Here is a 25374-nt window from a genome sequence, read left to right as displayed (position 1 = left end):
TAACAGATGCAATTCTCACAAGTTGAAAACCCTCGTGGAACTGTAGTTATTGTTGATGGTCAGCCATTTGTTTTTGCACCATTATCTCTTGGTGCAGTTGAAAAACTTTTGCCTGCACTTCAGACATTCCAGCCTAATGATGTTGGTACAGTAATTGATGTAGCCCATAAATCTTTGAAGCGTAATTACCCTGATATAACCCGAGATGATGTAGCTGATTTACTCTATATGGATCAACTTACAGAAGTGATGGAAGCTGTAATGTCAGTGTCAGGTTTAAAAGGTAACAATGATAGTAAAGAAGGTGGTTCGGGGGAATAAGTTGGGAGGAGTTGTACACGCATTTGGTGCTATCAATTGGTAAAGATTACGACTATGTGCGTAATGAAATGGATATACCTAGATTAAGAGCATTAAATGCGTATCAACGTGATTATCCTCCCACAAATATTGCTGTTCAGCGTCTCTGTCGAATTTTAGAAGCATTTATGGGTATTGAAGAAAATACGAAAGATATTGTTTCTGAAGATGATGATATTGATCTAGTAGATGTGTTGAATAATTTCCCACAGAGTAGTTAATATACTACTCTGTTTGATTTTTTATAGATAAATGTATAAAGTTTTTAACACTTGATAATATTAGGTAAATAAAATGGCATTAGTTAATTGTAAAGAATGTGGTGTTCAAGTTAGTACGCAAGCTAAATCTTGTCCGAGTTGTGGGGCTAAAATAAAAAAACCAACTTCAGTATTTACATGGATTATTCTCGTTATATTTATATTTGGTGTTTTTGCGGCTATCGGTAGTGGAGATAATACTGGAAATAGTTCTTCTGCATCAGGCACTCCACAACTATCTCCTAAAGAAGAAGCACTTAATAATTTAGAATTTAACTTTGAGTGGAGTAAGGATGGATTTGGCAATGTCATGATGATAGATATGACAATTAAAAATAATGGCAAGTCAGATATAAAAGATTTCACAGTAGTTTGTGAACATACGTCAAATAGTGGCACAAAAATTGACAGTAATAAGCGTGAAGTATTTGAGATTATTAAAGCTGGTGAAACAAGAACATTTAAAGAATTTAATATGGGATTTATTCACACTCAGGCTACATCCTCAAGTTGTGGAGTTACTGATTTAGTTGTAATTTGATAAATAGTTTAATGTTTAAAAACCCGCTCTAGCGGGTTTTTTTATGTCTAGAGGTTTGTATGACAGATAATCGAATTGAGGTTCATGTAGCCGCTAGAACCACTGAATTACAAAGTGGTATGAATGACGCGGAACAAATCGTAAGTAATACCTCCCGCAATATTGAAGCAACTGGTAGCCGAATCGATTTCAAGCCTGATTTTTCAGGGTTTAGAAATAGTATAGATTCAATATCTCAGTTGGTGACCAATAGATTTGAAGAGATTGGAAATACAATTTCTGGTGGGCTTACAAAAGGTCTTGCGACTGTAGGTTTGGGTGTCACTGCTGCAGTAGGAACAGCCTTAGTAGGATTATCTAGCCTAACCAACCAAGTTGGACAAGCATCAAAAGAACTAGAAATACAAGCTAAATTAGCCAATGCAACAACTACAGAATTTCAAGAGTGGGCATTTGCAGCAGGTAAGGTAAATGTAGAGCAAGATAAACTATCAGATGTAATGAAAGATGTTAACGATAAATTCGGTGATTTCATGCAGACTGGTGGCGGTGAAATGGCAGACTTCTTTGAAAAGATCGCGCCTAAAGTTAATGTCACTGCTAAAGAATTCCAAGGTTTATCAGGCCCTCAGATTCTTGAAAAATATTATCAAACCCTACAAAAGGCAAATGTATCTCAAGCTGAAATGACTTTCTACATGGAGTCAATTGCAGATGATGCAACACTCTTAGCACCACTGTTAGAGAATAATAGCCAGAAATTAAAGGATTACGCTAAGCAAGCTCATGATCTTGGTGTAATTATGGATCAGGAAACTATAGCTAAAACTAAAGATTTTAATTCAGCATTAGGCACCATACAGTCCACAATTCAAGGTGTTTTCACCAGAATGGCTGGACAAGCCGCACCAGTACTAACGAATTTGGCAAATAATTTTCTTGATTTTGCTGCTCGATCTAAAGAGGGTATTGATGGTTCAGTCACAGCAATAATTACAACATTTGAGAGCTTACTTGATATTGTTCAATCTGTATTTGGTCTGATCTCTGGAGTATGGACTGACTTAACCGCCGATATAGGTGATGGAGCAATTCAACAAATTGGGTTCATGGATCTTGTTTCTGGTGCTTTAAATGGTTTTGCAGCAGTTGCAGTAGGTTTAAAAGTTAGTATTGAGATTGCTTTTGCTGGTATTCGAGCTGTGATAGCAACAGTGTGCCAAGCTATTAACATCGCTATTAACACCGTTGTTAATGTATTTGCAGGTTTTAGAGAGTCAATTCAATTTGGATTAGATGTTCTGTCAATTAAATTTCAAACTTTTGGAAATGTTGTTAGTAATGTACTGAGCTTTAATTTTTCAGCTGCAAAGGCATCATGGGAAAGTGGATTATCACAATTAGGATCTGTTACGGATCGATATACCACTCAGATGCAATCACGACTCACCAACCTAAAAGCAAGTTGGAATGCAGGTGTTAGTAACTCAGCTAATGCTTGGGGAACGGCTGGAACTTCAATTGTAAATTCAGCAACATCAGGAGGTCAGCAGTTTAAGAACTTATTCTTGAAGAATCCTACTCCAACGACTTCAGCACCACCACCAGCAACACCCACGTTTAATCCTAAATTAGGTACCGGAACTGGAGTTAAAGATGCTGGTGGATCTTCAGCTAAATCTAAGGCAGATGCAGATGCTAAAGCAAGACAACGAGCAGCAGAACAAGAAGCTAAGGCTCTTGCTGATATTCGGTACAAGTATGCATCTGAAGAAGAAAAAATAGCTTTAGATCTCAAAAAAGCATTAGGTGAAATTGAGAAATCAAAAGTTACTGATGCAGAAAAGGCAAAGTTTCGTGTTGTAGCAGAAAAAGATGCCAGTGATAAAACCAAAGCATTACGGGTTAAGGAGTTTGAGGAGCTTAAAAAACTTCAAGAAGAGCGAATTGATAATGAGCTTCAATCTGCACAAAGATTGTTTGAAATTAATCAAGCAGAAATTCAAGCAGCATTTGATGCTAAGAAAATATCCAATGTGCAAAAGCTTCAATTAGAAAAGGATCTTGAAAAGCAATTAAGTGAATTGAAACGCCGTGCTTTACTTGAAAGGTTAGAGCTTGAAAATCAGATGAGTGAGAAGTCTGGTAAGCAAGGTAATCAAAATCAGATTCTAAATAGCATTTCTGAGATTGATACTGATCAAAAGGTTTTGGATACAAAATCAATTGGTCTTATTAAAGAAGCTGAATTGAAAGATTTTGAAGACAAATTTAGTGGTTTAACTTCTCGAATGTCTAATCTTTGGGATCAGGGCATTCAAGCCATGATGAATGGTACTCTAAGCTGGCGTAACGCAACTAATGCTGTATTAACCGATATGGCAGGCTTCTTTATCCAAAAGATGGTTACAGAACCCCTAAAGCTTTATATGGCTGGAATGGCTCAAAGATTGGCTATAAAGCTTGGTTTTATCAAAACTGAGACTGTAGCAGAGTCAATGGGTCAAGCAGCTCAGACAGGAGCCACGATTGCTGGTGAAGCTGCTAGGACTAGTGCAACTGGATCAGGAGTGTTAGCACGGCTAGCCATTCGTTCTTTTGAGGCTATCAAATCCATCATGATCAGTGCATGGCAAGCAATGGCTCAAGCTTTAGCATCAGTACCACCACCTTGGAATATTGCTTTAGGCGGTATCGCATTTGCTGGTGTTGCTGCATTAGCTGGAAAAGTTGCTTCTGCTCGCGGAGGCTATGACATTCCTGCGGGTGTGAATCCTATGACCCAGTTGCATGAGGAAGAAATGGTCTTACCTAAACAGCATGCAAACACCATTCGTGCCTTGGGCAAAGCTGTTATGAGTGATGGATCCATGGCTCAACAGCCAGCATATGCAGGTGATATAGGTGCTATGCAATCTATCAATATTCAGGCATGGGATTCTAAAGATGTTAAGCGCTTTATGAAAAAGCACGGTAGAGATCTAGCCAGCGGTTTAAAAGGGTATAACAGAAACTTTGGAAAGTAAGGAGGTAAAAGTGTCAAACGTATTATTTCCTGAATTGCCAGGATTGGAATGGGAGTCTACAAAGACTCCTATTTTTAATACAAAGATCATGACTTCAATCAATGGCCGTGAATTAAGAGCAAGTTTTCAGGCCGTTCCAAAATATGAGATTTCATTATCTTATGCATTTTTGCGTGAGGACAAAGGGAGACAAGAGTTGCAACAGCTTGAGGGATTCTTTTTAGAGAGACGAGGTGCCTTTGATTCGTTCTTGTATAAGATGCCTGATGATAATGCTTTTGATTGTTCTTATGTTGGGGATGGAGTTACAACATCATTCCAACTTTATAAAAAAATGTATAACAGCCAAATGCCATTAGGTAATACACAAGAACAAGTTCTAAGCTCAATAAATCCCACTATGTGGAATCAAACAACCACAAAGACGATGTGGGCTACAAATACCGCCAAGCCAATGTGGAATAATGCAAGTGCTCAGGTAACAACTGATGGCAAGCTAGTTCTTTCTGAACCTGTTGAGGATGGTATTGAGCTGAATGTTCAAGGCACATTCTATTATCGATGTCGTTTTAAAGACGATGAACAACAGTATGTCAACTTTATGCATAAGCTTTGGAAAGCGGGCAAAGTTGAATTGGTTGGATCTTTAGGAAATAAGATATGAGACAAGCTTCACCGCAATTGATTGCACTACTTGATGCAGATCAGTTTTTAATGGCAGATCTCTATACCATCACTACGGTTCAAGGAGAAATTATTAGAGCCACTAGCTATGATTTTGACTTGAATGTTGCTGGCCAAGTTTATTATTCGAGTGGTGAAATTATTCAACGTGATGGTATCAGCCTTTCTATTGGCATCGAGGTAGATAATTTATCTATCACAATTAATGCAACTGATTTTCACACAGTTGGTGGAATCCCAATTGTTCAGGCTTTTCATAATGGTCAAATGGATGGTGCACGATTCAAGCTAGAGCGCGTGTTTATGGATGTGAATACACCAACTGATACGAGTGCAGGAACATTGGTTTTATTCGAAGGTCGAATCGTAGAACCAGAAATTAATCGTTATGAAATTAATGCAAGTGTTGTTTCAGATGTCGATGATTTAGATGTTCAGATGCCCAGAAACTTATATCAACCAGGATGTTTAAATACATTATTTGATGGTGCATGTGGTCTACTTCACGCCGACTTCGCTGTAGATACAGCCGTAGATCCCAACAGTACAAATAATCGTATCTTAAGTTCGCTAAGTCAGCCACAAGGTTGGTTTACTCAAGGTGTAGTGGAGTTTCTTAGTGGGGCAAATTTAAGTATTAAACGAACTGTACGTTTACATGAATCAGGAGCTTTACTTCTAACCTTGCCACTACCAGATGTTCCTGTGTCGGGTGACTTGATTCGAGTATATCCAGGTTGTGACAAACGTTTAGATACGTGTACCAATCGATTTAACAATCGGAATAGATTCAGAGGGGCACCATTTGTACCTGTGCCTGAAACTTCAATTTAAAAAAATTTATCTTTAACTATGACCCTGCCTTTGCGGGGCTTTTTTTCGAGGTTATTTTAATGGCAAATTTACCTTTACCTGAGGAAATGGTAGGTCCAAATGTTACTGAAGCGCAATTTAGATCAAAGTTAATCCAATTCATTACAAATGTGGATCGATCATACAGTAGTTTAGCAGCGGCTAATGCAGATATTTCCAACATAGCTTTGGGTGTAAAGGTTGAAATTTTAGATCCAGAAATTGGAGGTTATTATCAAAAAACGTCTAATGAATCGAATTCATTAACTAAAATAGTAAACGACCCATTTGAAAATCTTAAAAAAAAAATTGATCTTGAAATAATCAATAGACTTTCGAATTTAAGTTCAATAAGTGATTTAGATAATTTACTGAATCTGTTTGATTTGAACGGAAACTCATCATTTCGAGTGGATCAAAAGGGCGATGTTTATATCTATGGTCGAACTGATTCAGTTCAGAAAGTATTAAAGGATTTGGAGAAAAAAATTGCGCCAGTATTCCCAGTAGATACTTTATCGGACTTGCATCTATTATCAGATAAAAATGACCTACCTGTTTTTAGGATTAATCAAAAGGGTGAGATCTTCATCTTCGGATACTCAGATTCATTGCAATCAATTTTAGAAAAGGTGCAGGATGCTGAAAGTCTTGACGAAGCTAAATCTGTAACTGTTTTCAATAAAAATGTACTTTATGTCCGTGAGTATCTCGACCGAATTACTCAGTTGGTAAGCTCGCAGCTCTCTACAGCAGCAATACCTCACTTTTCGAACAAACAACAATTTTCACTTGGTCAAACATGGGTTGATTCAATCCGTATGAATCTAAGTGCAGAACGCTTAATTGTTGCTGGTTATGATCCAACTTTACGGGATGATATTGGTGTAGTCCACCCACAAGTCTGGTCGTTTGATAAAGAGGCTGGCGGGTATAAATTCTGGCTTGGTTTAAACCCATATACAAACACAAATGAGGACATTGAACTTCCTTTTATTTATGGATCGAATGACCCAAATTTAAAGGAATGGGAGCTAATTCCAACTTTTCCCACCCCATTTGATGTTGACCCACCTAATATTGGAGGGGTAACTAGTGGGCATTGTTCTGACTCAGGCTTTGTGTATGACATTAAATCAGGAGACCTTCTATTTTTCTGGCGTGTAACGCGTTATCGAGGAAATCGCGATATCACAACAGCCACTAATGAATTTAGAGCATCTCGTTTTGATGGGAAAAAGTGGAGTGAAAAATTTACGATTGTTGATGAAAGCCTCATCATTGGTGAAGTGACAGATTATCTTTTAAGTCCAAATATTGTCTACAACCCAGTAGATAACTTGTATCACATGTTTACGATCAATAATGATGGGAAGATGTATCGCAGAACTACGAATGACTTGAATTCAAGACAGTGGAGTACGCGAACTGAGTGTATTTTTGATAACACTAACTTCACGCCATGGCACTTAGATATGAAGTTTGTAGGAGGAAAGCTTGTAGCACTCATACATGTTGATACAGCAGGAGCGAATGAGTACAGATTTGCAGTTTCAGATGACTTTTTAAACTTCAACGTAAGTGCAACATCAATTGTAAATGATTCAAATCCAGCACTTTATAAAGCAACTTTCTTGCCGCTACTCAACCAGAATGATTTCAAGATGAGAATCATCTATACCAGCGACCAGACAACAACACCAAACTGGCAACTTCATGTTGCTGATACTACATCAGTGTCTTATTAATTAAGGAAACAAAGATGGGATTAGTACTTAAATCCAATACCGCCATGACATTAAAAAAGCTTACTGACTTGGGTCTGTCTGGTGTAACCGCGCATTTAGACTTTCGTGATGCAACATATAAACAGGGCAGTACAGCAGTTGATTTAACTTCTTTATTAACTTGTGTACGAAGCACGATTGGCGGGTCAGTAAATGCTTATACAGAATACACAGAAGTAGCGGCTAATATGCTGCGTAATTCTTATAGTGCATCCGCAGCAAAAAAGGGGTTATTAATCGAAGGGCAGTTTACAAACTATTTCCTAAATAGTCAGGCACCAGTAAGCCAATCTATTTCTATTTCCCAAGCAACTAACATTGCTAACGTTTTAGATGTTATAGGTACTGGCAGTGCAAAGCTATATGACGCCTCAAACAATTTGCTCGGGACTGCAATTCAAGGAAAGCCTTTTGTTTATGTTCCATCAGCGGCAGGCACAGTTACTCTTAACATTGTTATTGAAGGTTCGTTACAGTTCTGTTCTTACTACACGTCAATTGATTGTATTCGCCAAGTAACGCGGGTCAAAACAACAACCGCATCAGTACAAGCGAATACAGATATTGTTAAGTTGATTACAGCAAAAATTACAGAGTTTCTTGGTTCAGACCTAACCGGATGTATCGTTGTTAAACAATTCGTGCCTGGAAAGATTTTTGACCGTAACAAGACACAAGCTCGAACAAGCCCAATCCTGCAATTCACAACTACAGATAATAACGTCGGTATTTTCGTGAACCGTGCTGAAAATTCTTCATTGGGTAATTTCTTGCGAGTGCGTACAGCAACACCCGTAGAAACTGTTAAACCTACATCTCTAAACTTACAACAAAGTAATATCTTTGCGGTAAATGTTAGCCCAACAGCAGCTCAGTTAGCAGTGAATGGTGAGATTGGCGAAGAAATTACCTTCGGCGCGATGGCTTTAAATAAACTTTGTATTGGATCAGGCGAGGCTTACTCAGTAAATAATACAAATTATATTGAAGAAATTCTTTTTTTTGATCGCGTATTAACAATAGAAGAGCTAAAAATGATATCAACTTTGTAATTTGTAAAAAAATGGGCATTGTCGATTTAAACGGGTCTATTTTGTTATAGAATTTGGCTCAATAAATAACAATGCCTATTTTTTATGAAATACAGAACAGAAATAGATGGATTGCGAGCAATTGCGGTTTTATTGGTAATATTCAATCACTTAGGTTTATCTTTTTTTAGTGGTGGATATGTTGGAGTGGATGTTTTCTTTGTAATCTCTGGATTTTTAATTACTTCAATTATAAGCAAAGAGATTACAGATAAAACTTTTACTTTTAAAAACTTTTATAAAAAACGTATTTTGCGCTTAGCACCAGCATATTTTCTTGTAATCTTTAGCTGTTTTATTTTCTCATACTTTTTATTAGCTCCGATGGAGTTGGTATCTTTTTATAAAAGTGTGATGTACTCGTTAGTTTTTGCATCTAACTTTTTTATGTGGAAAGAGGTTGGTGGTTATTTCTCTGCAAACGCAGAATATATTCCGCTACTACATTTATGGTCCCTTGGTGTTGAGGAACAATTTTATATTATCTGGCCAACGATATTGATGATCATGCTTGCATGGTTTAAACGCTGGACTGGACTATTGATTGCTTTGGGTGTGATTTTAGGTTGTGTCTTTGCACATATACTCTCAATCAAAGCGCCAGCAATGTCTTACTTCTTATTGCCAGCCCGTGCTTTTGAGTTGATGATTGGCGCGGCAATCGTCTTTATAAAGCCAAATAATTTTAAAGCTGTGACTGCGAATATCATTGCTGCAGTCGGCTTGATCATGATTGTTTTTTCAAGCTTCTACTTGACTTCGGAAAGCATCTTTCCTGGCTTTTATGCATTACTTCCGTGTGTGGGTACGGCATTAATTATCTACAGCTTAAAAGGGCATGACGGGATTATTAAGAAATTCCTTTCGATGAATATTATGTCATTCTTTGGCAAAATTTCTTACCCACTTTATTTGTGGCATTGGCCGTTGATCGTATTTTATAAAATTCGTTTCGGTGAGCTTTCATACTTAAGCATGGCTGGCTTAATGATTGCCATGACGTTATTGTCATACTTAACTTATGAGTATGTCGAAAGAAAGATCCAGAATAAGTATAAAGGCTCAAATCCGGCGCGTATTGTTTTAAAAGGCTACTTAATTCCAGTTTTAGCATTTGCTGCATTCAGTGGGTTCGTGGTGTATGAAGACGGCTTAAAACAGCGCTTCAGCAATAAGGTTCCACAGATAGAAAACAGTATCAATTCTGCTTCATACAAGATTCGTGGTGAATGTTTATATACGCCTGCCAATAAATTACCACCAGAAGATAAATGTATCTTGGGGGTTAAAGAAGGCGCTACAGAAGTATTGCTTGTCGGTGACTCTCATGCGAATCATTACTCAAATATGATTAATGTGATGCTCAAAGATGCTAATACAAAAGGCTACGAGATAGACCAGAATTCAAGCTTTTTTCTACCTGATGTTGAACGATATGTTTTGAAAGATGGCACAAAGAAGCTTGCGCCAGAATTTAAAACACGAAATGACTTAATCAAAAAGCACTTGGCTGATCATAAATATAAGTATGTTGTTTTAGCTGGTTCTTATGCTGATAACTTTATCGTCAGTCATTTTAAAGATGGTACAGAAAAATCCAGTAGTGAAGTAATGGAATCAGGTCTGGATAGGGCAATCGATCTTGTTGAAAGCACTGGTGCCAAAGCTTTAATCATTAAAGGAATGCCAAAGGTTCAAGAGCTTGATCAAAACTGTCCATTACGAAAAGAGATGTTTGGCGACTTAGATTGTGGCTTTGATAGAAAGATTCACGATGAACATTTCAAAAAGTGGAATGAAATGTTAAGTCGTCTGGAAGCTAAGCATAAGGATCTTGTGGTGATCGACATCGAGCCATATTTCTGTGATGCAGAAAAATGTTATTTAGATCGGAATGGTACACCATTGTACATTGATCAAAAACACATCAATTATGTAGCATCAGGTGAGGTTGGGAAGTGGTATATCAAGACAAATAAAAATCACTTTAAGGATTAGTTTATGTTTAAAAAATTTTTAGTTGCTATTGTGCTTTTACTTGCTCTTACAGGCGTCATATTTGTAGGGGTGGGTGCATTCAATTTAGACTATTTATTCATTGTTATTGGCATGGCGCTAATACTAGTCAGCTATTTACTTAAACGAGAATTCAACCTATATCTGCTTTTTTGGAAAGACTAGATAAGAAACACAACAAGCCTCACATCGGGGCTTTTTTATTGCCTTAAGTTAAGTAAATTTACATAAAGTTTGAAATATATGAAAAATATAAAAGCAGTTAAAGAGGCGCTTTCTTGGCTGGGTACACCATATCACCACCAAGGTCGTGTTAAAGGTGTAGGTGTAGATTGTGGAACCTTGATTTGTGAAGTCTATGAAAAAGTGGGCTTGATGGATCACTTAGATCCGCGTCCATATCCACCTGACTGGCATCTGCACCAGCTTGGTCAACGATATTTAGAACATGTTTTATCAGTATGTTATGAAGTCGATGAACCACAGCCTGGTGATATTGTTCTCTATCATTTTGGCAAGTGCATCAGTCATGGTGCCATTGTCGTTGAATGGCCTACGATTATTCACTCCTATATCCATCAGGGAGTGATTCTCCAAGATGGTACCAAAGGAAGTTTAGCCCGCCGTGTTGCGGGCTTTTTTCGTATGAAGAGGCTTAAAGAGTAATATGGGCGGAATATTTGGAAGTACAACGATTAGTACATCTGATACACGCATTAATTCAATGCGTATTCAACAATCAGCATATGGTCTATGTCAGCCGCTAATTTATGGAAAGACGCGTGTGGCTGCGAATATGATTTGGTTTGGTGATTTCAAGGCTACACCTCACACGACTGTACAAAAGTCAGGTGGTAAAGGTGGTGGCGCTAAAACTAGAAACACTACTTTTAGTTACAGTGCTTCTTTAATGTTAGGGCTATGTGAGAACCAAATCCAAAAAATTGGATTGATATGGGTGGATAAAGAGCAATATGCACCAAAACAAGGTGGCTTATTAACACTTGATCCAATCGATCAATTGCAGTTTGAATTGTTTAACGGCAACAACAATCCTGTTTGGGGTTATTTAGTCTCAAAACATCCAGATGATGCTATTAACTATCCATACCTTGCATATGTTGCATGTGCTAATTATGAATTAGGAAACAGTGCGAGTCTTTCTAATCACAATTTTGAAGTCATTAGCACTATTAAGTTGTCAGAGACAATAGATGATGCAAATCCTGCTGATGTCATTGAAGACTTTATAACAAATCCAAGATATGGAGCAGCACCCAATCTTAATATCGCAGATTTGAATGAGTTCAGAACCTATTGTAGAGCTGCAAACTTGTTAATCAGTCCTGCATTCACTGAGCAAAAAGCAGCTTATGAAACAATCAATGAGATTGTTGAAGCTGTAAATTGTGCTGTAGTTCCAAGTCCTGACGGCTTAAAGATTCGTTCTTTTGGTGATTCTGCAATAACTGGTAATGGAGTTACCTTTTACCCCGATTTAACGCCACAATATCATTTAACTGATGATGATTTTATTGGTGACGATGAACCAGTTCGTGTACGCCGTAGTCGTGACACAGATGCATACAATCATATTCAAGTCGAATACATCAATCGTTATAACCAGTACAATACTGAAACGGCTGAAGCGAAAGATCAAGCCAATATTGAGATGTTCGGTTTACGTTCAGAAGATCCAGTTGAGCATCATTATTTTTGTGAACCCAAAATGGCGAGACATGCTGCTCAATTAAGACTGCAACGTTTGCTTTATGTTCGTAATGAATATGAATTTAATCTTGGTTGGAAGTACTGCAGACTTGAGCCAATGGATATTGTCACATTGACTGATTCAGGATTAGGTCTTGTTCAATTTCCAGTTCGAATCACACGAATAGAAGAGGATGAAGATGGTCAGCTAACTGTTACTGCAGAAGAACTAGCATTAGGCTCGAGATCTGCAATTGAATACGATTTACAGTCTTCGAATGGGTATCAGGGTGGGAATGAAGAACCAGGTAATGTGAATGCACCAATTATTTTCGAACCGCCTTTGGATCTGACTGATGGAAAAAATCAAGTTTGGGTTGCAGTATCGGGAGGTATTAATTGGGGTGGTTGTAACGTTTGGGCTAGTCTTGATAATACAACATATGAAATGATCGGGACTATTTACGGGTCTGCACGTTATGGCCAGCTCATATCAGCAATTGATGTTGATGATTCCGCTTTCCAAATTGATCTAAATACCGTTAGTCAAATGTTTAGCGGCACTCTTGAAGACGCTCAAGCTGATCAGACACTTTGTAAATTAGGCGATGAGTACTTAAATTATCAAGTTGCCACTTTAAATGGTACATCACTATATACATTAAGTGACGTTTTACGTGGGCGCTATGATGATGCGCAAACTCATAATGCAGGTGAGCCATTTGTTCGTTTAGACAAAGCCATTTTTGAACATGCATATAATCAGAACCTAATTGGAAATCAGATTTTTTTGAAATTCACTAGTTTCAATGGTTTAGAGCAGAAGGAGCAAACATTAGATGAAGTTTCAGCGTATAGCTACACATTAACAGGTAGTCGTCCTTCAGGTGTTAAAGGATTATCGCTGCAATCCCCATTTGTTGGAACTTCATTTAAAGTTCAGTGGCAAAGTGTTTCAGGTGCTACCGGTTACGTTGTTCAGATACTTTCAAGTGGAATTTTACTTCGTGAAGTAGAAACGACTAACTCAGATTATAGCTACTCAATAGACGAGGCATTAACAGATGGAGTAAAACGTGCTTATACAGTAAGAGTTGCAAGTAAAAATGCTAATCAATTGAGTACTTTTGCTGAGCTGAATATTAGTAACCCAGTACCTACGGCATTATCGAACCTCTATTCATCTGCAACATCTAATTCAATCACTGTTAGTTGGACCCCAAGTGATGCACCAGACCTAAAAGACTATGCAGTTTGGTTAAGTGCTACTTCAAACTTTGATCCATCAACAGTTCAGCCAACATGGACTGGATCAGGTTTAACAACGACGATAGGTGGTTTACAAAGTACTACGCCGTACTACATTCGTGTTGCAGCTCGTGATGTTTGGCAAGATACAGCGTGGAGCTATTCAAATCAGATTACACAAAGTACTTCTGAGTAAAGATCAAAGACTGATATTAAAAATTTATACCGCCTTTTGGCGGTTTTTCATTTTCTGGAGTAGTAAAAATGCATGAACAACTTTCAATTAAAGCTTTGCCGTGGTTCATCAAGATTTTAGCAGCAGTTGTGGGGGCTATATTCGCACTAACCTTAAGTGGAGATATAGACAAAGAAGGGCGAATTAAAATCAACGTTAGTGTGATTATGAAGTTTGTCTTTAGTGTTGCTATTAGCTTGTACGGTGGCTCAGCTTTTATTGAATACTATGAATTATCAAAACATTACTCACACATGGCTCAAGGCTTTGTCATGCTGATGTTTGCTGTGTTTGGAATGCTGTGTATTGGTATCTTGTACCAAGCTGTGCAGCTGATGAAAGGCAAGTCACTTGCTGAAATCATTCTAGAAGTCAAAGAAACATTTGGCTCAATTTTTAAATAGATCTGATTTGATCCCTATACCGCAGAAAGGCGGTTTTTTATTGCCTAAAGGAAAGCAAAATGAACATCGAACAATATCTTGAAGAGTTAATTAAGCGTGAAGGTGGATATGTAAACAATCCTGATGATCGAGGAGGAGCGACTAAGTTTGGGATCACTGAAGCGGTCGCACGTGTAAGTGGATTTAAAGGTTACATGCGAGATCTGCCATTAAGTGTGGCCAAAGACATATATCGAAAACAGTATTGGATCTCGCCACGATTTGATCAAGTCAATCTGATTAGTAACGCCGTGGCTGAAGAACTACTCGATACAGGTGTGAACTGTGGAACTGGTTTTGCTAAACCGTTGCTACAACGTGCTTTGAATCTTTTGAACAATCAAGGTAAAGGTGGATGGTCAGATTTAGTAGTCGATGGTGTGTATGGATCTGCAACATTAAATGCTCTCAAAACCTATATGGCCAAACGTGGGAAAGAAGGTGAAAAGGTCTTAATCCGAGTGCTCAACATCATGCAAGGGCAGCGCTACATCGAAATCTGTGAACGCAATCCAACTCAAGAACAGTTTTTTTACGGTTGGATCTCAAGTCGAGTGGTGATCTAAATGACTGAAACCGTAACAGAATTAACTCCATATCTGGAATATTGGAGCAGTGGTATCTATGTGTTTAAATGCCCTGGTTGTAAATATTTACATCCATTTCATGTTAATGGTCATCCTCATGGTAGTAAGTGGGGTTTTAATGGTGATGTCAATAAACCAACATTTACACCATCACTGCTCGTAAATGACCACTATCCTGAAAGTCGATGCCATCTATTTTTAACTGAGGGGAAAATCCAATTTCTTTCAGACTGCCATCATGAGTTAGCAGGACAAACAGTAGATATGGTACCGATTGAGGATCTGTAATTATGCATTTAGATATTCTCAGGATTAATTGCAAACGCTCATTATCTTCATTGATTTTGAGCGTTTTTATTATGTGTATATTGCCAAGCTGTACCGCTAAAACAATCAACACTCACTTCAATGTTGGGATTCAAGTTAGAGCACTTTAATAAGTGCTGTAACTTTTACTTACTTTGTTATACTTTGAATGTTTTCAATCATTTTTTTTAAATCCTCTGTATATTTGCTAATTTCAGTAATTTTACTTTCATTAGAAATTTCTTGAGTTGTACATTGATTACCGTTGAAATAAGTATGTGTAAGTTCTTTTATCAAATTTCGCCTATCTTCAGGAGTTAATTCGCTTATAAATTCAGGTAAGGCATTTAGTTCGAGATATCGTCTCTGATAAAAATCGTATAACTTTACGTTTCTTGTTCTTTCTTTTATTACATATGTTAAAAGACCTGACATGGATAATACGATGGTTATGAAAATAAATATATTGTATAAGTCGCGAAATGCATAATCAAAAAATATTGCTAAAATACCTTTTATAATTAATGTGATAATTATTATAAAAAATATAGAGAATACTAGGTAGTTAAGGTTGTCAATGTTTTTCTTTAAATCTGTAGCCTCGGATTTAAAAGCCTGAAGTATTTTTTCATTGCTTTTTTCGCTAATATTTATGTTGATGTTTTGAGCGGTTTCTTCGAGATTTTCAACTAGTTTTTTTCCTTCAATAATATTTTCATTTAGACTTATTAAGTAGTTTATTGAATCAATTAATAAGTCTTTATTAATGTGGTCGAATACATTTTTTACAATTAAGTTTCTTAATAAAATTAATTTTTTATAAATATTTATTTTGGTTTTGTCTGGTAATGAATGGAATTCATTGAAACTCAATAATATTTGATCATTTTTATCTAGATTTGAATTTATACTTTTGAGTAAAATTTCATAATATTCATGATTGTCGAAATTTTTAAGAATTGGTACATCATTTCTATAAATATACTCTAGCGCTTTAATATTCATTTCTAGAACACGTATTGTTTCTAATATTTTTTCATCAAATGCATTGTGATCTAAATTTTGTTTTAATATTTCAAGATTACTTAATATGATATTAAGCTTTTCCTTAATGGTTTCTTCATAAAAATTATTTGTTAAAGTGGAAAAATCATTAAAATTATTGTGGATTGATGAAATTACTTTTTGTAAATTCTTAACTTTATTAATTACATTAATTTTAGAGGGACTAAGAATCTCCATCGCATAGTTATGTGTATTTAATGCTAACTCTTGTATTTCAGCTAAAAGTTCTGAAGATGATTTATTCATGATTAATATATATTTCGTTGGTTTATGTGATGTGATTTAAATTTGATAAATCAAATTCATGTAATCATAAATCTAATTACAATTATTGCAAATATAGCTAACAAAACCAATTAAAATTTAATCTCTAAATTTGGATTAAAGTTAATATTTTCAATATGTTATATTTTATGATTGCTTCAATATAATCACTGATTTATCCATTCGATATGGATTTTTGCTCAACTTATCTCTAAGAATTGAACCAATACGAATAGGCACAATATGAGGTCAATATCTATTTTTCATAAAAATTGAGAAAATATATGCACATTAAATAGATTGTTATCTATTAATGCGCAAATATTTTCACATTTTACTAATTGACAGTTCCTAGGACTGGAACCATCCTTGGGCCAGCTTGTCTTGCTTTTCTTATAATTTCTACAAGTTCATCGTAAGTTAATTCAAACTTATCCTCACTATCAAATACATAAACCATATTCTTACCTTCATACTCTGGTGGAGTAGGTGGAACGAATCGCCCCGGGATAAGCATTTGAGTAAGTTGTTCATCAGTTAATTTAAATAAATGCATAGTCATTATCCTATTCTAAAAAGTTCATTCCAGTTTGTTAAATAAGAGGGTGATCGGCGGTTTTGGTTCATCTGCCAAATTGCTTTCGTGTCATTGCAAAGTCCTAATGAAACATGATCTTTGCCGTATTTTTGTTTGATAGCTTCCATTGCATTTGAAAGCTTTTCGCGCTGATTGCGGTGCGTGTAGTCAGTGAATAAATCAGGTACAAACTTAGACTTGGGAATTAACTCTAGTAAAACAATTCCTGCCTTTTTATATTTGAATCCCTTCTTGTAGATCCGATCGATTCCTTTCATTGCCGCTCTGGTAATTTCTAATAAATCATCTGTATGTTCAGGCATCTGTACAATGATGTAGGGGGAGTATTTTTCACTCTGGTTAAAACGGCCAGTCTGAATAAATACACCAATCATTTTGCATATAGATCCATCATGACGCATACGTTCTACAGCTCTCGTTACGAATAATCGCACTGATGATTTAATATCATCTTTCTCTAAGACGGGTTGTCCATAAGAACGGCTACTTATGATTTGCTGCTTAGATGGGTTTTCATTTTCGATGTCTATGCATGAGACACCTTGCAGCTCTCGCACGGTCTTTTCCATCACAATAGAGAAACACTTTTTAATCTCTTTCGGATTTGATTCAATCAAATCCAATACAGACTTAATGTTCATTAAGTTTAGTTTCTTACAGATTTGGCGGCCAACGCCCCAAACTTCTCCAACTTCCACTTGCGCGAGCAATTGCTCAGCTGAGCAAGGATCCATCTCTGCTAAATTACACACTCCATTGAAATACTTATTTTTCTTCGCTATATGGTTCGAAATTTTAGCCTCAGTCTTACTGCGGCCAATTCCAATACAGCAGGGCAATCCTAACCATTGTTGGGCCTTCAATCTCATTTCTTGTGCGTATTCAGTTAGATCATAGTTTTTCTCGAATGCTGTTAATTCAAGAAAGCACTCATCAATGCTATAAATCTCTTGCTCTCCTGGTGCAACATATTGACTAAGCAGATTCATGAATCTGCGTGACATTTCAGCATATAGAGCGTAGTTACTTGAGAGAACTTGCACATTGTACTTCTTAACAATGTCTTCAATCTGGAATAGTGGAACACCCATTTTTATTCCGAGATCTTTAGCCTCCTGACTTCTAGCCACGGCACAGCCATCATTATTGCTAAGCACAATTACTGGGCGATCATTAAGGGACGGATTAAAAACACGTTCACATGAGACGTAGCAGTTATTCACATCCACGAGCGCGAATATGCGAGTATTACTTTTCATGAATATTCTTCTTATTATGAGCGGTAACACATACGCTTTAAGTTGAACGTCACTACACCCCATATAACAACAGTTTGGCTGTCATCAGGAATGATGTGTTGAAAAGCAGGATTCTCAGCTTTTAGCCAAACTTTAGGTAAAGGGTAGTCCTCATCACCAAAGATCTCTTTGATTTCCGACTTAGACATTTTGGCTGTAATCATGAGTCGCTTGATCGTAGAGTCTTTATTATCGATCAGTGCAACTACAATATCTTGATGAGCAGCTTCAATGCTTCGATCGATGATGATGGGATCATTAATCTCAAGACCAGCGCCCAACATCGACTCACTGTCTACACGTGCTATAAACGATGATATAGGGTTGTGAATGAGATATTCATTCAGATCCACCGTAGTTTCTAGATCATCTTTGGTCGCAAAAGCTGGACCTGCAGGGATACGCTCTAAAGCCATGGGTATAGAGGATTTAGACTTTGGAAGGATAGGTGTGAGACCAAGCTTATCGATCAGATCTGTTTGCATCGAGATCTGTTCAAGCAAGGAATTGATTGTAGTACTAGGTTTCCCTTCAGGTCCCATGAGAGTTTGTAAACTCGACCATGCACCATCCGAGAAGTAGATAGGCAACTTCTTAGACATTTTGATACTCCTACGCTACGAGGCGTGTTTGAAGTGAATCTGTCTATATATGTTAAAGATTTTTAGTTTTAAAATTCAAATTTATTTATCTGTGGATAAACAACAAGAAGTCACAGCTTGTCGTGGACTAATGAGTGTTTGGTCGGAATTTACGCATTGCTGTACAGTGAGTCAACCATAGCATGGGAATCAAAATATTAGCTTTGAGATTGTAAATCTTTGTGGAACTTAATGTTCCACACTATTGCTTATTTATAGCAAATGCTATAATTTGAATTGTATAAAAGGTAAGTATAGTCTTGCCTTTTGTCATATCTATATCAAGGAATATAAAATGTACACCGTCACTGATTTTCGACAATGTTAAATCTTAGTTTGTTGTTTCTAAGTTCTGTTGATGTAAGTGTTATATGTGAGGTGGATAATGAATAATTATAAGGCGATGGATATTGCTAACTATATTATTTGGTATGTTAACAAAGATGAAGACGTTCCATTAGGAGGATTAACGCCTCTAAAGCTTCAAAAGATTTTATACTATGTTGCTGCTAATTATCTGAAAAATAATGATGAATTACTTTTTGATGAGCCATTCCAAAAATGGCAATATGGTCCAGTAGTTAAAGAAGTATATAGAGAGTTTAAGTCGGCCAATATATATCACATAAGTAAACCAAAATCTCTCATCGAAGAATCATCAGATGCACCATTTGGTATACATAAAAGAGATTTTAAAGAGGAATTATTTTTAGCAGATAAAAAATTTGTTGAGACTGCAGATCCTATAATTGAAAGATTAATTCGCAGAAAGGCTTTTGATCTGGTAGAAATGACTCATGGAGAAGAGGCCTGGAGTAGGTATGAGCCTGAAATTAATTCAGGAATTCAGAATTTAATATATTCATTGTCTGAGCTAAAAAAGGCAAAGGACATCTGAATAAATGAACTTTGAACAAGCTAAAACTATATTAATAGATTTGCACTTAGACTCTTCCTCATTTAATAAGAGTGAGATTGTTGATAAAGCTGCATATCTATTTAGTTTGTTTGAGGCAGACTTTGTTCAAAAAACTAATCATGAAACATTTTATAATTTACCTTATAAAGAAATTTCAGTCAGAATATTTAAAAGTAATATTAATGAAATTCAATCTAATACTTTAGATAGTTTTGCAAATACGGTAAAAGAAGTATTAGTTGATAAATATAAAAAAAGTAGTAATGATTTTGAGCATCTTCTTAAATGCTATGAAAAGTTTACCCATCATATCGAACTAGCATTCATACAGAAGCAATTTATCCAAGAGGCTTCAAATGATGCTTTAATAATCGCTAAAAAGGCTGAAGGCTTAGCAAATGAAGCCGATGCACAAGCCAAATCAACAATTGCTAACTATATTTCAATTTTAGGTATTTTTGCCTCAATTATTTTTACTCTATTTGGTGGGGTGAACTTAATTGGTTCTACAGTAAAACTCCTAGAAACAAGCTCTAGATTGCCATATCTAGTATTTATTGTTTCCCTATTAATGATTTGCCTTCTCACATTATTAAACATGATGGTTAAGTGGGTTAATTCTATGAGTAACTTAAAAAATGCTCTAGAAAAACATAGTAATGCTGCTAATCAGCATCTCGCCCATAATTGCTGGAAAGTGTGTCAATGGGATTTTTACACCAAATCAGTTTCATTTTTTCTTGTGATTTTGCTTATTAGTTTAGGTGGTATGTACAATGTTAATAAAGAAAATTTATTTAGTATAACAACAGAAACTACTACTAAAAGTGTGCCGAATGTTGAAGAGAATACCAACAAGCCAGCTACGAAATTAGAGTCCGAGGATAAAAATAAAGAAATTACAGTTGTCGAAAAAATTACTTTATCAAATCATCCGAATGAAAAAAGCTCCGATAAAGAAGAGTAAAAGTGATGATTAATGAGGATATCTATTAAAAAGCTCACTGATGCTAAGTAGGAATTTGATGTGGATTTAGAGCTAATTTTTCATTTATTAATTTATATTTTTAGTAATAGTCTTTAATTTTTCAATCCACTTAGCATAAGCTTCAGTTTGTTGAGGCAGGTATTCATAATAATCATAAGTACCTTGTTCGCCAGACATTACATGACCAATCATAAGTTGAGCAACGTCACGTGATGTGAATGCACTGAAGTTAGTACGAGCTGTCCTTCTCAGGTCATGAAGAGACCAATGTTTCATATGATAGTCATGGTGCCTTCTGAGGCGTTCCATAATATAACCAGGTAATGAGTTGGATGATCCATGACTCATAGGTGAGTCTTCATTATCATTCGTTAAGAAATATGCAGATTTGTTGTAATCCAAAGCTTCTACAATTAATGCTTCCATTTCAGGCAAAATTGGGCGAATAATTTCACGACCAGTTTTCTTACCTGTCTTATTATTCACAACTGGTACAATCCAAACTTTCCTCTTTAGATCGAAATCTGTCTTTTTAGCCTTTCTGAGCTCACCGTTTCTGCAGCCGAACATTAAGCACAACCTAAGGAAGATTTTGTTTTTAGGCAAAATGTTAGATTCTTCAATTGCCATCCAAACCATTTTGATTTCTTCATCAGATAGAAATCTGGTACCTCTATTACGCTCAATGCCTAGATCTTCTTTCGCATAGATATCTGACAAGACATTTACTTCAAGCAACTGTCTCTTTTTAGCCCACTTAAGAACCTGTTTTGCATTTGTTAGGACACGATCGGCTATAGAGGGAACATCATCAGCTAACTCTTCAAGTAAAGCTAACCATTGCTGCAGAGTTATGCGTTCAACTGGTAAATCACCAATTTCAGGAATGACATGCTGTTCAAACGTATTCTTGATTTGCTGAGCTGAAGTTTTCTTTTTTGCACAATAGCTTTCGTACCAATCATTAAACACTTCTTCAAACGTGCTCGCATCTATATATTTCTGCTGTTGTACACGTTGTTCAAGTTTTGGATTAAGTCCCTTATCTAAGAGCGCACGCATCTCACCAGCTTTAATCCGAGCATCTTTTAATGAGATATGAGGGTAGGTGCCTAAATCTAATCTATCTGCCTTACCGGCAAATCTATATCGAAGTTGAAAAACAATTTTTCCCTTTGGCGAGATTCGAACGCTCATAGAATCGCGGTCAGCTACTTCTTCAACTTTCTCTCGTGCTTTGCCGTTATTAGCTTTCAGCCACAATTCCGTTAAAGACATAGATCACCTGTGTACATAATTATAAGAGAGGATGAAATCGCATGAATATGTACACAGTTGTGTACATAATTGAGAAGACTAATTCTGTCTTAATGTGTCCTAGTATGTCTATATTAAAATGAGGGGAAATATTGGGAAATAAGGCTTTTATTGTAGTTTTTGTCTTGGTCTGTCTTAGAGTGGCTTAATGGCATTAATTCTTTTGAACGATTAATGCCATAGTTGTTTCATATAAGCCATGACCCTGAGAGGCATCAGGGTCAGTTACACAAAAGTGAGGTTATTATTGCTCAAGCCAAGCAGGCAATGCTGCAAAAACTTGATCAAACTTCTCGTTTAGTGGCGCGCCACCTTGTGCTAAGTCAGGTTTACCACCACCTTTGCCACCTAGCTCTTGAGCCAAGTGTTTGATGATGTCACCCGCTTTTAGATTTGCAGCATATTGTTTAGCGACGGACGCGATTAAACTCACTTTATCGCCTTCAACGCCAGCTAAAATAATGACGGCATCTTCCAATTTTGATTTTACGCTGTCATGCAAATTGCGTAATGACTTTGCATCTAAACCTTTTACGGTTGTGATTAACGTTTGACGACCAGCGATTTCTTTAACTTGGTCTAATAAATCAGCAGCTTGGAAACTTGCTAATTTTTGATTTAGCTGTTCAATTTGTTTTTGCAAACTTGATGCAGTCTCAACAATTGCTTCAACTTTTTCTACAGTTTGGTCTTTCTGAGCTTTCAATAAACCATTAATTGTTTGGATATCGTTGTCAGCTTTTTGAACGGCTTCTAAAGCTTTAGTTCCTGTTACAGCTTCAATACGACGAACGCCAGCTGCTACACCACCTTCAGAAGCGATCTTGAATAAGCCGATATCACCTGTACGTTTAACGTGGATACCACCGCAAAGTTCGATTGAGAAGTTTTTCTCTTCGATAATTGAACCCATCGACAGAACGCGAACTTCTTCGCCATACTTCTCACCAAACAGCATCATCGCACCTTTGGCTTTAGCAGACTCGATGTCAAGCAATTCAGTTGTCACAGGAGTGTTTGCAATAACTTCAGCATTCACTAGACGTTCGATTTGTTGAAGCTGTTCAAATGTCACTGGCTGGTCGTTAGCAAAGTCGAAACGTAAAATATCGCTAGCAACCAATGAGCCTTTTTGCTGAACGTGATCACCTAAGATTTGACGTAAAGCTGCATGTAGAAGGTGAGTGGCAGAGTGATTACGCGCTGTTGCAGCACGAATATCTGCTTTAACTGTTGCTTCAACATTTTGAGTTGCTTTTAAGCTACCCATCGTCACGATACCTTGATGCACAAAAGCACCACCAGATTTCTTAGTATCTTGTACTTCGAAAATACCTGTATCGTTTTTGAATATACCTGTATCGCCGATTTGACCACCGCTTTCTGCATAGAAAGGTGTTTGGTTTAAAACGATAAGCGCTTCATCGCCCTCATTGATTTCATCAACTTGAGTACCGTCTTTGTAGATTGCAACGATTTGACCTTGACCTTGAGTTGCATCGTAGCCATCAAATTGAGTTTCACCTTCGACTTTGACAATACTATTGTAGTCAACTGCGAATTTACCTGCGTCACGTGCACGTTGACGTTGTGCAGCCATTTCAACTTCAAAGCCAGCTTCGTCGATGGTAAAACCACGTTCACGTGCAATATCAGCAGTTAAGTCAGTTGGGAAGCCATAAGTGTCGTAAAGTTTAAATACAGTTGCACCTGGAATCACAGTATCTTTCAACTGTGCAAGCTCAGCTTCTAAAAGCTTCAAACCTTGCTCAAGTGTTTTTGCAAATTGTTCTTCTTCACGTAGTAAAGTCGCTTCAATCACATCTTTACGTGATGCAAGCTCTGGATAAGCTTCACCCATAACTTCGACTAATGGTTGTAGCATCTTGTAGAAGAAAGTACCTGTAGCGCCTAGCTTATTACCATGACGTACTGCACGACGGATAATACGACGTAGAACATAACCACGACCTTCATTTGATGGGTTTACGCCATCAGCAATCAAGAAGCAGCAAGAACGAGCATGGTCAGCCAGTACACGTAATGATGGTTGTCCCTCATCTTGAATGCCGATGATATTAGCAGCAGCTTTTAATAAGTGTTGGAACAAGTCGATTTCATAGTTGGAATTAACATGTTGTAGAACAGCAGAAATACGTTCCAAGCCCATACCTGTATCTACAGATGGAGCTGGGAGAGGGTGCATCACACCATCAGCAGTACGATTGAACTGCATAAATACGTTGTTCCAGATCTCGATAAAGCGATCGCCATCTTCTTCTGGAGAACCTGGTAAACCACCCCAAATGTGATCACCATGATCATAGAAAATTTCAGAACAAGGACCACACGGACCAGTATCACCCATAGCCCAGAAATTATCTGATGCGTACTGACCACCTTTGTTGTCACCGATACGAATGATACGGCTTGCGTCTAAACCAATCTCTTTGTTCCAAATATCAAATGCTTCATCATCAGTATGGTAAACAGTGACATATAAACGATCTTTAGGTAATGCTAGCCATTGCTCGTTCGTTAAAAAATCCCAAGCAAATTTTAATGCATCACGTTTGAAGTAATCACCAAATGAGAAGTTACCTAACATTTCAAAGAAAGTATGGTGACGTGCTGTGTAACCTACATTGTCTAGGTCATTATGTTTACCACCTGCACGCACACATTTTTGAGAAGAAACAGCACGTACATAGTCACGCTTTTCTAACCCAAGAAAACAATCTTTAAACTGGTTCATACCAGCATTCGTGAATAATAAAGTAGGGTCGTTGGCGGGAACGAGTGAACTCGAAGCGACACGTGTATGCCCTTGCGATTCAAAGTAACGCAAAAATGCTTCACGAATTTCAGCTGATGTCATAAAACGAGTACTCACAACCAAGACACTCCATAATTTTGAATTTGGCTATATGTAAAATAGGCGAGTTGTTTTTGAATTTTTGCAAACAAAGCGCATTTACATGGCGTAGATTTTAAAAGTGCTAAATTATAACGGAAAATGTGTGCCCGACCAACGATTTTGCAAGCAATATCATATAAAACTGTGTTTCAGCTAAAAATCTATATTCAACAAGGCTGATCATGTTTTACCATATAGCAAGAAAATATGATGTTTTGATG

General features: G+C 36.9%; 22 protein-coding genes. 16 read left to right on the top strand and 6 right to left on the bottom strand.

What is annotated here, in order from left to right:
* The first annotated feature begins 6 nt into the window (after positions 1-6).
* The 14 genes from H2677_RS10060 to H2677_RS09995 all read left to right on the top strand — a co-directional run bounded on the left by H2677_RS10060 (position 7) and on the right by H2677_RS09995 (position 15128).
* Complete coding sequence (locus H2677_RS10060) at positions 7-321, top strand: hypothetical protein (RefSeq protein ID WP_212638451.1); 315 nt, start codon at positions 7-9, stop codon at positions 319-321.
* 35 nt (positions 322-356) lie between these two features.
* The gene (locus H2677_RS10055) at positions 357-581 is read left to right on the top strand and encodes a hypothetical protein (protein ID WP_212639604.1); all 225 of its coding nucleotides are present in this window, start codon (positions 357-359) and stop codon (positions 579-581) included.
* 73 nt (positions 582-654) lie between these two features.
* Positions 655-1161 (top strand): zinc ribbon domain-containing protein, encoded by a 507-nt coding sequence (locus H2677_RS10050; RefSeq protein ID WP_212638450.1) that lies wholly within the window; start codon positions 655-657, stop codon positions 1159-1161.
* Between the two features lie 59 nt (positions 1162-1220).
* Positions 1221-4187, top strand: a complete 2967-nt coding sequence (locus tag H2677_RS10045; RefSeq protein ID WP_212638449.1) for a phage tail protein — start codon at positions 1221-1223, stop codon at positions 4185-4187.
* 10 nt (positions 4188-4197) lie between these two features.
* Positions 4198-4851: a DUF2460 domain-containing protein gene (locus H2677_RS10040; protein ID WP_212638448.1), complete on the top strand. Its 654-nt coding sequence runs from the start codon at positions 4198-4200 to the stop codon at positions 4849-4851.
* Entirely contained in the window at positions 4848-5705 is an 858-nt protein-coding gene (locus tag H2677_RS10035; RefSeq protein WP_212638447.1) for a DUF2163 domain-containing protein, read from the top strand. The genes H2677_RS10040 and H2677_RS10035 overlap by 4 nt, the downstream gene beginning before the upstream one ends.
* Positions 5706-5764: 59 nt before the next feature.
* On the top strand, positions 5765-7471 hold the full coding sequence (locus H2677_RS10030; RefSeq protein ID WP_212638446.1) for a sialidase family protein: 1707 nt from the start codon (positions 5765-5767) through the stop codon (positions 7469-7471).
* A 14-nt stretch (positions 7472-7485) separates the two neighbouring features.
* On the top strand, positions 7486-8562 hold the full coding sequence (locus H2677_RS10025; protein WP_212638445.1) for a hypothetical protein: 1077 nt from the start codon (positions 7486-7488) through the stop codon (positions 8560-8562).
* Positions 8563-8646: 84 nt separating this feature from the next.
* Complete coding sequence (locus H2677_RS10020; protein ID WP_212638444.1) at positions 8647-10599, top strand: acyltransferase family protein; 1953 nt, start codon at positions 8647-8649, stop codon at positions 10597-10599.
* Between the two features lie 261 nt (positions 10600-10860).
* On the top strand, positions 10861-11283 hold the full coding sequence (locus tag H2677_RS10015; RefSeq protein WP_125299210.1) for an NlpC/P60 family protein: 423 nt from the start codon (positions 10861-10863) through the stop codon (positions 11281-11283).
* A 1-nt stretch (position 11284) separates the two neighbouring features.
* Positions 11285-13771 (top strand): phage tail protein, encoded by a 2487-nt coding sequence (locus tag H2677_RS10010; protein ID WP_212638443.1) that lies wholly within the window; start codon positions 11285-11287, stop codon positions 13769-13771.
* A 68-nt stretch (positions 13772-13839) separates the two neighbouring features.
* A complete protein-coding gene (locus H2677_RS10005) occupies positions 13840-14214 on the top strand; it encodes a hypothetical protein (RefSeq protein WP_125299816.1) in 375 nt (124 codons plus the stop codon).
* Between the two features lie 59 nt (positions 14215-14273).
* Complete coding sequence (locus H2677_RS10000; protein WP_212638442.1) at positions 14274-14819, top strand: glycoside hydrolase family 108 protein; 546 nt, start codon at positions 14274-14276, stop codon at positions 14817-14819.
* Positions 14820-15128 (top strand): DUF6527 family protein, encoded by a 309-nt coding sequence (locus H2677_RS09995; protein ID WP_212638441.1) that lies wholly within the window; start codon positions 14820-14822, stop codon positions 15126-15128.
* Positions 15129-15296: 168 nt separating this feature from the next.
* Here the strand turns inward: H2677_RS09995 and H2677_RS09990 are convergent, their stop codons facing one another.
* The 4 genes from H2677_RS09990 to H2677_RS09975 form a co-directional block, all read right to left on the bottom strand.
* Positions 15297-16457, bottom strand: a complete 1161-nt coding sequence (locus tag H2677_RS09990; protein WP_212638440.1) for a hypothetical protein — start codon at positions 16455-16457, stop codon at positions 15297-15299.
* Between the two features lie 355 nt (positions 16458-16812).
* Positions 16813-17031, bottom strand: a complete 219-nt coding sequence (locus H2677_RS09985) for a hypothetical protein (RefSeq protein ID WP_212639603.1) — start codon at positions 17029-17031, stop codon at positions 16813-16815.
* Between the two features lie 5 nt (positions 17032-17036).
* Entirely contained in the window at positions 17037-18332 is a 1296-nt protein-coding gene (locus H2677_RS09980; RefSeq protein WP_212638439.1) for a Y-family DNA polymerase, read from the bottom strand.
* Positions 18333-18346: 14 nt separating this feature from the next.
* Entirely contained in the window at positions 18347-18973 is a 627-nt protein-coding gene (locus tag H2677_RS09975) for a LexA family protein (protein WP_039047553.1), read from the bottom strand.
* Positions 18974-19397: 424 nt separating this feature from the next.
* Between H2677_RS09975 and H2677_RS09970 the strand changes: the two genes are divergently transcribed.
* Entirely contained in the window at positions 19398-19910 is a 513-nt protein-coding gene (locus H2677_RS09970; RefSeq protein WP_212638438.1) for a Panacea domain-containing protein, read from the top strand.
* Between the two features lie 4 nt (positions 19911-19914).
* The gene (locus H2677_RS09965) at positions 19915-20898 is read left to right on the top strand and encodes a hypothetical protein (RefSeq protein ID WP_212638437.1); all 984 of its coding nucleotides are present in this window, start codon (positions 19915-19917) and stop codon (positions 20896-20898) included.
* Positions 20899-20985: 87 nt separating this feature from the next.
* Here H2677_RS09965 and H2677_RS09960 read toward each other — a convergent pair whose 3' ends face one another.
* Together H2677_RS09960 and alaS are read right to left on the bottom strand one after the other, a co-directional pair.
* Positions 20986-22197, bottom strand: coding sequence for a tyrosine-type recombinase/integrase (locus H2677_RS09960; protein WP_212638436.1), 1212 nt, complete (start codon positions 22195-22197; stop codon positions 20986-20988).
* A gap of 283 nt (positions 22198-22480) precedes the next feature.
* Complete coding sequence (gene alaS, locus H2677_RS09955) at positions 22481-25129, bottom strand: alanine--tRNA ligase (RefSeq protein ID WP_212638435.1); 2649 nt, start codon at positions 25127-25129, stop codon at positions 22481-22483.
* Positions 25130-25374 lie beyond the last annotated feature (245 nt).

Source organism: Acinetobacter junii, assembly GCF_018336855.1.
In the GTDB taxonomy this organism is placed as follows: Bacteria; Pseudomonadota; Gammaproteobacteria; order Pseudomonadales; family Moraxellaceae; genus Acinetobacter; species Acinetobacter junii.
This window is presented reverse-complemented; position numbering and strand designations above follow the sequence as displayed.

Bases quoted from the DNA above. Each gene is read 5' to 3' on its own strand.
- H2677_RS10060 (WP_212638451.1), top strand. From the start codon at position 7: ATGCAATTCTCACAAGTTGAAAACCCTCGTGGAACTGTAGTTATTGTT.
- H2677_RS10050 (WP_212638450.1), top strand. From the start codon at position 655: ATGGCATTAGTTAATTGTAAAGAATGTGGTGTTCAAGTTAGTACGCAA.
- H2677_RS10045 (WP_212638449.1), top strand. From the start codon at position 1,221: ATGACAGATAATCGAATTGAGGTTCATGTAGCCGCTAGAACCACTGAA.
- H2677_RS10035 (WP_212638447.1), top strand. From the start codon at position 4,848: ATGAGACAAGCTTCACCGCAATTGATTGCACTACTTGATGCAGATCAG.
- H2677_RS10030 (WP_212638446.1), top strand. From the start codon at position 5,765: ATGGCAAATTTACCTTTACCTGAGGAAATGGTAGGTCCAAATGTTACT.
- H2677_RS10025 (WP_212638445.1), top strand. From the start codon at position 7,486: ATGGGATTAGTACTTAAATCCAATACCGCCATGACATTAAAAAAGCTT.
- H2677_RS10020 (WP_212638444.1), top strand. From the start codon at position 8,647: ATGAAATACAGAACAGAAATAGATGGATTGCGAGCAATTGCGGTTTTA.
- H2677_RS10015 (WP_125299210.1), top strand. From the start codon at position 10,861: ATGAAAAATATAAAAGCAGTTAAAGAGGCGCTTTCTTGGCTGGGTACA.
- H2677_RS10010 (WP_212638443.1), top strand. From the start codon at position 11,285: ATGGGCGGAATATTTGGAAGTACAACGATTAGTACATCTGATACACGC.
- H2677_RS10005 (WP_125299816.1), top strand. From the start codon at position 13,840: ATGCATGAACAACTTTCAATTAAAGCTTTGCCGTGGTTCATCAAGATT.
- H2677_RS10000 (WP_212638442.1), top strand. From the start codon at position 14,274: ATGAACATCGAACAATATCTTGAAGAGTTAATTAAGCGTGAAGGTGGA.
- H2677_RS09995 (WP_212638441.1), top strand. From the start codon at position 14,820: ATGACTGAAACCGTAACAGAATTAACTCCATATCTGGAATATTGGAGC.
- H2677_RS09990 (WP_212638440.1), bottom strand. From the start codon at position 16,457: ATGAATAAATCATCTTCAGAACTTTTAGCTGAAATACAAGAGTTAGCA.
- H2677_RS09985 (WP_212639603.1), bottom strand. From the start codon at position 17,031: ATGCATTTATTTAAATTAACTGATGAACAACTTACTCAAATGCTTATC.
- H2677_RS09980 (WP_212638439.1), bottom strand. From the start codon at position 18,332: ATGAAAAGTAATACTCGCATATTCGCGCTCGTGGATGTGAATAACTGC.
- H2677_RS09975 (WP_039047553.1), bottom strand. From the start codon at position 18,973: ATGTCTAAGAAGTTGCCTATCTACTTCTCGGATGGTGCATGGTCGAGT.
- H2677_RS09970 (WP_212638438.1), top strand. From the start codon at position 19,398: ATGAATAATTATAAGGCGATGGATATTGCTAACTATATTATTTGGTAT.
- H2677_RS09965 (WP_212638437.1), top strand. From the start codon at position 19,915: ATGAACTTTGAACAAGCTAAAACTATATTAATAGATTTGCACTTAGAC.
- H2677_RS09960 (WP_212638436.1), bottom strand. From the start codon at position 22,197: ATGTCTTTAACGGAATTGTGGCTGAAAGCTAATAACGGCAAAGCACGA.